This window comes from Mariniflexile gromovii, from assembly GCF_017814435.1.
Lineage (GTDB): Bacteria > Bacteroidota > Bacteroidia > Flavobacteriales > Flavobacteriaceae > Mariniflexile > Mariniflexile gromovii.
This window is the reverse complement of the sequence record NZ_JAGJCB010000001.1, coordinates 68,164-82,526: the sequence shown is the minus strand read 5'-3', so window position 1 is coordinate 82,526 and position 14,363 is coordinate 68,164. Positions and strand designations below refer to the sequence as shown.

Genomic DNA, 14,363 nt, shown 5'->3' with positions numbered 1-14,363 from the left:
AAAATCTAAGGTTGTATTATTTCCTGGATTAATAGTTCTTTCATATCTAACCCACCCATTTGTTTTTGTATTCCACCTGTTGAACTAGAAGACAATGAAGTTCCTGAACTATTTTGCAATTCTACCGTTAAAGAGGCATTTGGTTGTGTATTTCCTACTTTTAATAAATTTGTAGCATAAAATACTACTTGTATAGGTTGATTAGGAATAATATCATTAATAGTTTTTCTATATAGAACTGCATTATTTGGAATTACACTTCCTGCATCAACAGCCATATATCTACCTGTTGAACTTCCACTCGTATGATCTATTGGATTGTGCCAGCCTGTATACGGATTGTTTTCTAAACGTTTAGTAATAGTATATTCCCCATTATTCAGTCTTCCATTTTTATCACATGATGTAAAATCTTGTTTCTCCCAACAAAAAGCTGGATTTATACCAGGTGAAGACACATCAGATCCAGAACCAAAATCTTCCTTCAACAAATTACTATAAGTTGGTACATTCGATAAAACATACCCTACGGTTATAATATGTTCTCCTTCTGGTACATTTAAAAAAGTTTTTGGATCGGCTGTATTCGTATTTGGTACACCATCTATTAAATAGGTATATGTAAAAGTATCAACTTCTTCATTGGTTACAGTTACTGTTGAGTTTGCTGAACCGTCGCAATTATAATTTGGAGTTCCCACATTTATAGTTGGAGCAACTGGTTCTGGATCCAAAACAATATTAGGCATTGCATATATACAGCCATTGGCATCTCTTATGTACAATGTATAAGTTCCTGGTTGTAAATAAGCATCGTTGGTGGTACTCCAACTTGCTTGGTTATCAAAACTATATTCATAGGGTGCTGTACCTCCTTGAGGATTGGTAATTCGCAATCTCCCTGCACCGTTTGGCCCACAACCAGCTAACTCTGATACTCCTGCTGAAGCTGTTAAACCAGCATCTGGTTGGGTTATAGTTATATTTTGTGCTGTTGTAAAACATTCTGATCCACTAAATGTATACTTAACCAAAGCTTGATAAGTATTTGGACCTAGATTTGAAAAAACCGGATTAGAGGTAAAACTAACACCATTATCTATACTAAATTCCAAATTATTACCATTCGCATTTGAAACATTAAATCGAATCTCACCTGTGTTAGAATTATAACATAAAATATCAGTTTTACTAACAGTATAAACAGGTGGTGAAATAGCATTAACCGTAATTGAAGTAGTTGTACTACAGTTATTAGAATCAACGACAGTTATGTCATATACTCCCGATGTTGTAACAACAATTTCGGGTACATCTTGAAAATCAATTGTACTGTTTACAAAGTAAAAATAAGGAGCGGTACCTCCAGTTGGATAAACAGTAATTTCACCATCGGTACAAGTTAACGGCTTTGTAATTGCTGAAGTTGCTGTTAATAATGAAGGATTGGTAATTTGAACATTTACAGTTTGTGTACACCCATCTTCAGTTGATACCGTAGCAGTATAGTTTCCTGGGTTTAAATTTGCAAAGGTATAATCACCTTGGTTTATTGGCCCAACACTATTTATTAAAGTAGCACCCTGATAAATAGCATAAGAATATTGGGCACGTACATCATTAGCCGCTAATATTACAGATCCTTTTCCATTATGGCACAACGGAGGCGTAATAACTGTTGAAACCGTAAAATTTCTTCGTCTTATTTGAATATCTGGTACAGAAAATATACAAGGATTAGTAGTAACACCTAGTTGCTTTATGTAAACAGTATAAGTATTTTGAGTATTAATAGTAAAAATATTACTCAATTGATATGTTACACCATCTAAACTATATTCATATCCAGCAGGAACTCCTCCAATCGTGATTTGCCCAGGTGTGGTACATATAATGTCGCGAGTTGACACCGTTGGATTCAATAAGTTTTGATAGGAGTTAAAATAATACCTATTGAAACAACCTCCTGCATAATTCAATGTCAATCTGAATTGCCCTGAAGTATTCACTGTATAGTTTGGTCCAGTACCCACTTGAGTCCATGTACAAGAAGTACTCTCATTCGCACAATTAGGACTAAAACCTGCTGCACAACTTCCTTCATTTAATTTCTCCCAAATAATGGTTGATCCATCTGAAATACCTGTTCGAATTTCTCGAGATGCATTGGCTCCACATAGAAATATGTTAGGTAATGGTTTTCCGTCATTAGGACAAATGGCTACCTCATCCGCATATGGAATTACAGGATTTGTCAAAACACCTCCAAATGGGACAACTGTAATTTCTTGATCAATAGACAAACAAGGAGCGACCGCCGTATTATGAACATAGTAAGTTCCAACATTTGACACCGTTATAGATTGAGTGGTTCCAATTACTGGAGTACCAGTTGGACTCGTAGACCAAGAATAAGAACTATACCCGTTTGCCGCTGTTAACTCTACAGTTGCGCCACAAAGCACTTCGGTTCCAGTAAACAAACAATCATCTACACCAACTAAAAAATTTGTTGCTTTGGGCGTTAAAATACATCCTGTATTGCTATTAATACTTGGATCATCAGAAATAACAAAATTAGGATTAAAAACTCCTTCATAAGTAGCATATGCCTGATTATCAATACTATTAGAACAAGCATCACTTAACATGTTACATAATGGCACAACCCGTACCTTAAATCGAATCTCTAAAACAGGGTCATTAATTTCCACTACTGAATCATCAATTTTAAAAATAATTTCTCTGGTTACAGGATTATAACTTTGAACTGTCACCCCTGGAGGCAAAATCCCTATGTCTGCAGGATAATTAAAAATTACATTTACAGGTAATATATCTTTAATAGTAAACTTAGTGGCATCATCATTACCTATATTTTGAAAGCCTATAATGTAATTTAACTCATCCCCAAGAGTTACATCGGCACCGCTTACATCATTTCCTAATGCATCTTCTACAATTTTAGTTAGTAAAATCTTGGGTTCTATAATATCTACTGCAAAAGAAGCAACAAAAGCTCCATATCCATCACCACTTGTAGTTAGTTTTAGATCTCCAGCCGTTGCATTATTTGGAAGAACCCCATTAAGTGGATTGGGGATGATCACATTCTTAATGTCATATCCTAATGTATTCCTACTATTAGGGTTTCGATTATTTAAATAAGAACCATTATTTGTAATTCTAGAATTAAAAAAATTATTTGCAGGGCTTAAAGCATCGCTTATAGTGGTAAATACACCAGATGTACTTGCTTTGAATCTAAAAGTATCACCAGATATGCCATAATCCCCTTCTAAAGCAGAAACCCCAATTCTAGCAACGACTGGAGATGGCGCGGGCAAGGTTTGAAAACCAGAAACAGGGATATCAACAGAAGTACTTCCTTGAACACCTGCATAACCGTCAAAAATAGAAATAAATTTACTAGGCAAAGTAGGACTTTCATATATTACTACAAGCGTCCACCCTCCTGCACAACCACCAGTCCTTTTTCCTCTGGTAGCTCTTAAATTGGCAACGGTATAGGTTCCTTCAGCTTCTGTTAATCCTTGTAATAAATTTGTAACATTTTTATAACATATTATAGGTGAATCTTTAAATGAGTTATTAATATTAGAATAATCATAACCATCAAAAATAATATCATCTTCTTCTCCAGCAGGGTCTGGGTTATTATCAGCAACCAAGTCAACAAACCCTCCTGTTGGCAACTTAAATTTTACCTGATTCCAATCATTTAATCTAGGTGTACCAACAAATTGTTGCCCTGAATTGGTACCAACCTCATTAGGATACACAGATGCCCAGTATAAACCAGCATATAAAATATTTTTACATGACGTATCTAAAGTTAAATCTGCTGTACTGGAACTAAATATTGACGGATCTCCTCCTGATGCAACATTTATATATTCTCCGTCATAACTATTATTGTTACCACTTCCATTATACGGGTCAGCTAGTCCTTGACCTTTAATTATGCTATTTCCAATTAAAACAATATCTCCTTTTACTTTAACACTTCCTCCTGGTAGCCTAGTAGTAAACGGCTTTGCAAGTTGTGAAAATGCTGTTGCACTACTCAATAAAATTAAGCAACATACCATTTGGTAAGCTACTCTCTTAAGTTGCAATGAACCACTACAACCAAAGATTAACAAGAGTTTTGTATTACTTAATTTTTTAGCAACTTCTATTAATAAAGAAATCATCTTTTTAATAAAATTGTTAAAAATGATTAGTGCAGAAAGTAGAAAACTGAAAAAAGTAGAGTTTTTAATCATAATTAAATTTTGCTTTTTCTTTCCCTAGAGAGATTCTAAAAAAAATTTAGAGTTATTGTACAATTTTAAATAAAACATTTTCTGTTATTGTGGGCTACAACACTTCTCAATAACAAAACCCAAAAATATAAAAAAAATCCATGAAACGTAACTTTTTTTCGATAAAATGCATTTTATTGTTTTTTTAACGTGTATTTTCATGTTTTTAAATCCGATAAATTTGCAGAACAACGGTATTTTTTATAGAATTTTTAAAAAATTATCTGAAGGATAATTATATTTTAAAAAATATAATACCCTATATAACAAGCCGTTAAATTGATTAGTTTATGATTGTTCTTGTTGTATGAAAGGAAGAAAATATAAAAAATACTACAAAAATTCCATCAAAAAAGATTTTTGTTAAATTTTTATAGCGCCAAAAAAACCAATATGTAAGATACTTTTAGAAGGGCATAATTGATAATAAAGAAGTTTATTTGAAGTTTTTTTTACTTACCTCAACCTTTAAATTTTATTTAATTAAAAAGAAAATTTTATCCTTTTTCTATACTTTTATTGAGATTTTTTCTAAGAATTAAGCCTTTAATATTATAAAAAACAGATTAATAATGTACCGGATTTTGGGTACAGGGACAATTGCTGATGCCCTGTAGAAAATCCAATCCAATGGTTACCACATGCGTACCGGAATTGAAACCAGACAGGTCGTTCATGGTAATTTGGTACGCATAGCCAAAGTAAAAGTTGTTTTTCTTTAGCCCTGCCATGGGCCCTACGTTCAACGGCCTTAAAAACTGGTCGTTCAAAAAACGGTAAGAGATGCCCGCCCAATAATAATCATCGTTCCTGTTGTATTTCCTGAACTTAAAATTCACATCGGTACTGGAACGGTTATCGCTACTGAACATTTGGTAGTAAATGGACGGTTCAAACTCCAGGCCGTTTTTATTGGGACCCCTAAAGGTGTACCCAGAATATACCTGGTAGTTTAATAGCATACCGGGTTCCGCTTTCCGGATGTCCTCATCTATGTTCTTCTCAAGGATGTTGTTGGCATTGAAACTTGCAAAGAATCCTTTGTTCCTGTAAAGGATACCTACGTCGAAATTGTTGTTCGATGTGCGCCTGTCATCCGATACGGTCGAAGGAACCGGATTCCCATTGTTCTCATCATAGCCATACAAGTTGTTAACATCGATCCTGAAGTTGTTCAGGTTGTACGATATCCCGAAGGAAAGGTACTGTTTTGAATAATAGTCCAGGGTCAAATGGTGCGCAAAGGAAACCTTTCCCCCAGATTGGATGGTGTTCCCGTTCCTATCATTGTAAAAGGACAACCCTACCCCCGATCGGTTGGCGATCCTAAAATCGGCATATACCGATTGGTTATCGGGAGCGCCCTTGATGCCAACCCATTGCGTTAAACCGTTGGCCCTGATCTTTAAATTATCGCCAATGCCCGCATAGGTTGGCGAAACCACAAAGTTGTTATCGGCCAAGTACTGCGTGAAGACGGGCAAGTGAAGCTCTTGCCCATGGATGCTTACCATGGATAGTAGAAAAATATATAGGAGTGTTTTACGCATAGTTTTTATCTGTAAAGCGTAAAATGTCCAACAAATTCTCGATCATACTTTATTTCGTTTAGTTTTACTACATACCAATAATCGCCTGTTGGCAGTTCTAGTCCATTATATTTTCCATCCCATTTTTCATCAACACCTAAAGTGGCTACTCTTCTTCCGTATCTATCAAAAATATGGAACTTTAAATTTCTATATTGCGAGGCACAACCAGGACCCCATTCATAATTAGAATTTTTATCTGGTGTGAAATAATTAGGGATACACAAGTCTATAAACTCAAAATACCTAGTTGCAGATGCAAAACACCCATTACTATCGGTTACTGTAACCGTGTAATTTCCAGATTCATAAATAAAGAACGTATTGGTACTACCCTTTGATTCCCCATTAAGTGTATATTCATAAGTACCAGAGCCGCCTGCTGCTACTGCAACAATTTCATTTATTGCACCATCTTGCAACACCAAAGTTAATGGGTTGTATTGTTCAATATCAAAACTTGCAGTTCTTTTAATACATCCATTTGTATGCCTTACATCTATATAATGCCCTAAACCAGCTGGTACATTAACAAATTGATTACTTGCTTGATAAGTGCCCCCGTTTAATGAATAATCTAAATCGGCGGGATTGTTAATACTTGCATCAACCGTAACTGTTACTGTATTGGTTGAAACGTTGTTGGTACAACCAAACACAACCGTGGCTACAGGATTAATAGTAACAGATTCGGGCATTGTGATATTCCATTCTGACTCACAACCAAGCGCATCACGCACATATACAATTTTATCGCCTCCATCTAAATTTGTAAAATCAAATTGTGTTTGTGTTGGTGTTCCTGTTGTATAAGGTCCATTAATATCATCTATAGCAACGCTGTATGGGGCTGTTCCACCTGAAATATCGATACTAAATTCACCATCCATATCGCCTGTACAAACCTCTGGAATCATTGAATTAGGAACAATCGTAATTGTTACTGGTAATGGTTCATCTATAACAAAATCATAGGTAACAAAACAACCCAATTCATCCTGAGCCATCGCTTGATAATTGCCAGGTGATAGATTTTCAAATATGGGGCTTTCAAAAAATTGGTCCAGTCGTGGTGAAATAGCATATTTAATAATACCTGTTCCTCCAGAAGCCGTAATTTCCAACTGACCATTATTTATTCCTGGACATGTAATATTTGTAGGTACAAAATTTGCCACTAATGGAGACGCAGGCTGAGAAATTGTGATTGGAGAAGTTGTAGTTAAACAATCGCCACTATCAACACGTACTTGATAGGTTCCAACAGAAAGTTCGGTAAAAACCCCTGGGCTATTTTGAATAGCTCCTGGTATATTGGTGCCAGAGCCATCTTGCAAGGTATAAACATAACTGCCTAATCCACCTTCAGCTTTGGCAATAATAACACCTGTAGTATCACCCGAACAATTTATAGAAGCATTCGTAGTATCTAAATTAACAACTAATGTTGGAAGCGGATCAATTTTTATTTGATTCGATACGTTTGCAACACAACCATTAGCATCTCTTACATAATACATATAGGTTCCAGCAGGTACTGATATTGCTGAAGATTGTGACATAAAGGTACCTAAAACGGTTGCAAAATTTGGCGTATCACTATAGGTATACGGACCTGTTCCACCCGTAGCACTTAATCTTAATGTTGCATTGGTTGTACAGGTTTGCGATGTTGCCTTTACTAAAGTTGCTTCTACCTGAGTTGGTTCGGTAATTACAATATTTGGTGATGTAAATTGACAGTTATAACCATCGGTAACAACCACATTATAAGTTCCCGCTCCTAACCCACTAAATACGGATGATGATTGTGGACCAGACGCTGTTACAATTGGCGAAACCATGTGAAGCGTATAACTATAATTACTGCCTTGACCACCACTAACTGCATTTGCAGTAATAGTCGCATTTTTATCACCCAAACAAGATAATGTTGTTGTATTTGCAGTTACAACAGCATTTATTGGTGATGGTATTGTAAGTGTCACATTATCTGAAGCAATACAACCCCCAGAATCTCTGACATTCACTGTGTAGGTTCCTGCAGACAAATTTCTAAAGTTTCCATTCGCAGAATAAGCCACGGTAGCTGAACCTGTTAATTCATATTCATAAGGACCATAACCACCAGTAGCTGTAGCTGAAATGGTACCTTTATTATCATCACATGTAACGTTAGATGTTTCTAAAGCTGTTACCGATAACGGATTTATAGGCGATGCAATGTTAACTACATTTGAAGAGGCAGAACAAAACGGACTCGCTGTTTCAGTTACTACAACCGTATAATTTCCAGCTGGTATTCCTGTTACCAATAACGGATTGGTTGAGGTATTTGCAGATACAACGCCATTTATTGATGTTCCTGAACTATTAAAAACTTCAAAAGAATAAGGACCTGAATAACCGTTTACAGTAATTTCAAAAGTACCGTTGGAATCTCCAAAACAAGTCACTTGTGTTGGTGCACCTAGTGTTATTGTTGGAAGTGTTGTTGCTGGTAAATACACTTCAACATCTGCCGTACATAAAGTAGCAGTATCTGTCATGGTTACGGTATAAGTTCCAGATGGTAATCCTGAAATAACATTCCCACTAATGCTAGCTGTTGCTGGACTTGGACTTATGCTAAAAGTATATGAGCCTGAGCCACCCGTACCCGTTAAAGTTAATTCACCATCATCATCATTACATGTTGGTGCAGCTGTAATAACTGGTGTTAAACCTAATGGTGCCTCAATATTTACAATTGCTAAATTACCACAGCCATTAGCGTCTCTAACCTCAACAGTATGACTTCCCGATGCTAAATTTGAGATGGTAAAAGGAGCTGTTTTAGTTTGAAAAGCGCCTCCATCAATACTATAAGCGTAAGGTGCAATACCTGCTGTTGCAAGTACAACATCAATAGCAAAACTTCCTTCAACATCTGTACATTGATTATTTAGTGTTGCTGAAATTACCGGTGAAGGATCTGATGGTATAAAAACAACTGCAGTTGTTTTTATACACCCATAAGCATCTTTAACATGCGCATAATAACTACCTGCATCTCTATTAAAAGTTGATGCAGATGCCCATAAAGGATCGGTTGCCAAGGGAGCAGTAGCCGATGTGGTTAATTGATATAAATAAGGAGCTGTTCCATCTCTTGCAATAGCACTTATAACACCTGAATTGGTATTACAATTCGCGTTTTTATCAACAGTAGCACTAATACTTAAATCAATGGCAGATTCACTTATATTAAAAGGATCGGTTACCACGCCACACCCTGCATTTGGTCCAACGGTTTCACTAATCAAAACAAAATACGTTCCATAAGGTAATGGCCCTAAATTAGCTATTGGTAAAGAACCACCCGCAGGTACAACTCCGGTTCCACTAATTCCCGTAGGTGTTGTTGATAAAGAATCCCATATTTCATAATTTACAGTTGTTGCTACTCCATAAACACTGTTGATTGTAAATGACACATTACCATCGGCACTTCCCACGCATGTAATATTATTAGCGGTTAAAGCTGAAGTTGTTAATGTTGAATTTGTTGGTATGGGTGCTGTTGCCGTTTGATAGTAGCTACAATTTGTTGCATCATCATAAACAATAAATGTGTAGGTAACTCCTGGAACTAACCCTGTAAACGTTGTTTTTTTGCTTTGGTAAGCATCTTCTGGAAACCAAGTACCTACTGGGTTTGGATATACAGAAGTTGGTCCGCGATAAATACTGAAATAGAAAGGACCTACACTTGCCAATGCAGTACCAATTCTTACCTCTGCTTCACCGCCTGTAAGACAGTTTGCTGTTGGGGTTATTGTAATATCTAAATTATTTGGAGGAGATGCCACTAAAACATCTTCAATTAATACTGAACAACCATTAGCATCAACTACATTTATTTGATATAATCCAAAATCGACCACGTCAAAAGTAAAGGAAGTTGTTCCGGCTGAGTTAAGTTCTGAAGCAGAATAACCATTAGTTCCAGTTACAAAGTAATTATAAGGAGCTGTACCTCCAGAAACCGCATCAATGATAACCGAACCTTTTGAAATTCCAAAAATAGCATCACAAGTAATATCAACTGCATGATGGGTTACATTAATAGGCGTTGGTTCACTTATTACAATCGTTTTTGTGTCTGTACAAGATTTAGAATCGGTTAAAGTAATGGTATAAGTTCCTGCAGTTAAGCCCGATGTTTGTGTGCCATAATTAGTTCCCGTAGTGTCATTATTCACATTAACAACAAAAGCTGGTGTACCTACCGTATTATCTATTGTAATTCTAATAGCTGCTGAACTATCTCCAGGACATAAAATTGGTTGTGTTTGTACCACAGAAAAACTAGGGGGTGAAATAGCATTAACGGTATGCACACTGGATTCTGCCGTACAACCATTGGCATCTGTAACTAAAAATTGATAGGTGCCACTGGTTGGAGTTGAATAACTGAACGGCGACGTTGTAGTACCTAAAGAACTATATGCTGCACCGTTAATTGATACGGCATAAGTAAAAGGTGCAACACCTCCTGAAAATGTTCCAGTTATGATAGCATCTGGTGATGCCGTACAATCTAAATCTTTGGTTAAAACTGTTTTTAATGTTATAGGCACTAAAGGTGCAATGGTGTAAGATTCTGTATAAATACAATCATTCGCATCTTTTACCCTGAACGTATACGTATTTGGCGACAAACCATTAAAGGTGTTAGATGTTTGGTATGCCGTTGCAGAAGCAGCTGGTGCAATAATTTGATATTCTAAAGTACCAACACCTCCAGTAGCTGTTAGTGTTACACTAGAAGTTATTGAAGGACAACTTAAAGGTGTATTTGAAAAACTTAAATCTGTTGGAGGATTTAAAGGATCTATTGTTATAGGAGCCGTTGCAAATGTACAATCATTAGCATCTCTTATGGTTACTGTATAAGTACCATTTACTAAGCCTGAAAATGTTAGTCCAGGTTGGAAATTGACACCATCAATACTATAAGTATATGGTGAAGTGCCTCCTGAAACACCCGATACCGTGATAACACCATTGGTTGTACATGTATAAGGTGTGGTTAAAGTAGCGGTACCATTAATAGCCGTTGTAGTTGTAATAGTTATGGGTTGCGGTGTTGAAAGACATACATCTGTTCCTATGGAATATTGAACTACAGCATCATAATTACCCGCAGCTAATCCGTTAAAAACTGGTGAATTAAAAAATGTAACACCATTATCAATACTATACATTAAACTGTTACCATTAGCATTGGTAACATTAAAGGTTATGTTACCTACATCACCCGCATTTGTACATAAGATATCTGTTTTAGAAACATTAAAATCGGGCGCAGGAGTTGCATTTACTGTTATAGAAGTTACAGCAGAACAGTTATTGGAATCCATAACTGTAATATTATAAACTCCTGGAGTTGTTACTTCTATTATGGGCTCTCCCTGAAAAACAGTTGTACTATTAACAAAGTAGTAATAAGGAGGCGTCCCACCTGCTGGGTACACTGTAATCTCTCCATCTGTACAAGTGAGCGGTTTTGTTAGTGCTGAAGTTGCTGTTAAAAGCGGCGGATTTATAATATCAAAGTTTATTGTTGCCGTACAACCATCTTCCGTAGATACTGTTGCTGTATATGCTCCAGGATTTAGGTTTGCAAACGTGTAATCACTTTCGTTTATCGGACCCACACTATTTATTAAAGTAGCTCCTTGATAAATTGCATAGAAGTATTGTGGACGTACATTATTAGCTGCTAATTTTACGCTGCCTTTTTCGCCATTACAATATGGTTGAACCACTACTGATGAAGCCGTGAAATTTCTTTGTCTTATTTGAACATCGGGTACTGTAAATATACAGGGATTAGGTGTTATACCTATTTGTCGTATATAAACGGGATATAAATTTGGAGTTGTAATTGAAAAAACATTGCTTGTTTGATAATTAGTTCCATCAATACTATACTCGTAACCACTTGGTACACCGCCTATGCTAATTTCACCAGGTGTTGTACAGTAAATATCTCTTGAAGTAACCGTTGGTACTAATAAGTTTTCATACACATTGAAATAAAACTGATTAAAACAGCCTCCTGTATAATTTAAAGTTAATCGGTATTGACCTGCGGTATCTGCAGTAAAGTTTGGCCCTGTTCCTACCTGATTCCAAGTACAAGCAGGATTTTCATTAGCACAATCTTTCTGTGTTACCGCTGCACAACTTGTTTCATCTAATTTTTCCCAAATAATAGATGAGGTATCGGTAATATTGGTTTCTATAAAACGGGAATCATTAGCGCCACAAAGAAAAATATTGGGTAGTTTTTTTCCATCGTTTGGACATTCCACTACTTGGTCTGCAAAAGGTAAAACGGGATTTGTAACATTAGCACCAAAAGTTATAACATCGAATACTTGGTCGGTAGATTGACAAGGTGCTATAGCTGTATTATGTACATAATAAGTACCAGGCGTTGTAACAGTAATTGATCTCGTATTTCCTATAACAGGTGTTCCTGATGGACTTGTAGACCACGAATAGGCATCATAACCACTACCCGCTGTTAATACTGTACTATCACCACAAAGTATCACTTCCTCTTCAAAAGTACAATTGTTTAAATCGGCTAAAAAGTTAGTTGCACCAGGTGTTAACAAACAGCCAGAGTTACTATTATAACTAGGGTCATCTGAAATAGTGAAATCTGGATTTATAGTGCCTTTATAAGTTGCATAGGCTTGATTGTCTATATTATTAGAACAGGCATTACTCAACAAACTACATGTAGATACCACTGTAACTTTAAAACGAATTTCTGATATTGGGTCATGTTCCTCAACCACAGAAGGATCGACTCTAAAAATAAGTTCTCTAGTAGCTGCATTATAACTTTGAACAGTAACTCCAGTAGGTAAAACCCCAATATCTGAGGGATAATTAAATACAATATTTGTTGGAAGTATATCTCTTATAGTTAAATCGGTTGCATCATCGTTTCCTGTATTCTGAAAACCTATGGTGTAATATAACTCATCTCCAAGATCAACTATTTGTCCACCAATATCATTTCCGTTTACATCTTCAACAATTTTGGTTAGTACAATATTTGGTGCAATAATTTCAATAGCAAAAGCACTAAAATAAAAATAATATATATCAGTATTGGTACCTAATCGTATGTTGGCAGATGTATCACCATTTGCAATTAAACTATTTCCCGCATTGGGTATGTTTATAATACCTGCATCAAAACCTAAAGTGTTTGCACTTGCAGGGTTTCTATCTGTAAAAAGTACTGGAGAATTAGTGACTGGATCAATAATGGATACCGTACTATTAAAAAAGTTATTATTAGGACGAATGGTTGTTCCGCTTGAATTAGTGGCGCTAATTCTTGTTCCGTTAATTTCCAAATAATCTTGAGTCCATCCTCTATCTCCTTCTAAGGCACTAAAAGCATATTTAGCCCGCACTGGCCCCATAGGAATTGTTTTGAAACCATTTATAACAAAATCCTGTTGTGTATTAGGCGCTTGATTATCAATTTTTGTAAATCCGTCAAAAGATGTTATATACTTACTTGGTAAAAGTGGGTCCTCGTAAATAACAAAAAGTGACCACCCTGCTGATAAACCTTCGGTATTACGCCCATCGCCACTATTCATCATGGCAGAGGTCATAGATGAAATATTAGCAACTGTGTAAGTTCCTTCAGGATCACTTAATGATGTTAAGATATTTGTTACATCATGATAATAAGCATACGTATTGGAATTTCTATTGTTTGAAGAGTTTTGGTAATAAATTTGTGTTCCGGTAATATCTAAATAAGTGCTACTTCCCGGGGTTTTAAATTTAATTTGTTCCATGGCAGTATTACCTTTAACCACAGAACTCCAATACAAACCGGCGTATACAATTTTGTAACAATTAACATCATTTGGTACATCTAAATCGGCACTACTAGAGTTAAAGGTATTGCCATCATTATCAATGTCAACATATACCATTTGGTCTCTATTAGTACTACTTTCATTATTATTAGTTCCAGAATAAGGGTTTGTTGCATGCACACCCATGTTACTGTTTCCAATTAAAAGTATATCTCCTTTTATGGCTTCATCATACCTTGGATTAAATGGTACTAGGTTTTGAGCTATAACACTGTTAAAACTCAGTATAGCAAATAAAACAATGAGTAGGTTAAAAAAAGTAGTTTTTCTCATAGTCAATTATTTTTATTATTTCTCTTCTGGGGCATAAAAAGAAATATTAATAATAGCCTTAGTTTCGCAAAAAACAACTTTATTCTTACAAAAAAAATATTTCATCCAGAATAAATGTTTTTAAGCGATATAAATATCGTAAATTATTTCTGAACAATAAAACACACATATCATAAATTAAGAGTTTAATCGATGAAATGACGCCT

At 35.7% G+C, this 14,363-nt stretch carries 3 protein-coding genes; all 3 read right to left on the bottom strand.

Annotation, left to right across the window (positions count from 1 at the left end):
- Window positions 1-5: 5 nt before the first annotated feature.
- A complete protein-coding gene (locus J8H85_RS00300; RefSeq protein WP_209651526.1) occupies window positions 6-4,217 on the bottom strand; it encodes a hypothetical protein in 4,212 nt (1,403 codons plus the stop codon).
- Window positions 4,218-4,894: 677 nt separating this feature from the next.
- Entirely contained in the window at window positions 4,895-5,878 is a 984-nt protein-coding gene (locus J8H85_RS00295; RefSeq protein ID WP_209651524.1) for a PorP/SprF family type IX secretion system membrane protein, read from the bottom strand.
- Window positions 5,879-5,883: 5 nt separating this feature from the next.
- Window positions 5,884-14,157: a T9SS type B sorting domain-containing protein gene (locus J8H85_RS00290; protein ID WP_209651522.1), complete on the bottom strand. Its 8,274-nt coding sequence runs from the start codon at window positions 14,155-14,157 to the stop codon at window positions 5,884-5,886.
- Window positions 14,158-14,363: the final 206 nt, after the last annotated feature.

Bases quoted from the DNA above. Each gene is read 5' to 3' on its own strand.
- J8H85_RS00290 (WP_209651522.1), bottom strand. From the start codon at position 14,157: ATGAGAAAAACTACTTTTTTTAACCTACTCATTGTTTTATTTGCTATA.
- J8H85_RS00295 (WP_209651524.1), bottom strand. From the start codon at position 5,878: ATGCGTAAAACACTCCTATATATTTTTCTACTATCCATGGTAAGCATC.
- J8H85_RS00300 (WP_209651526.1), bottom strand. From the start codon at position 4,217: ATGATTTCTTTATTAATAGAAGTTGCTAAAAAATTAAGTAATACAAAA.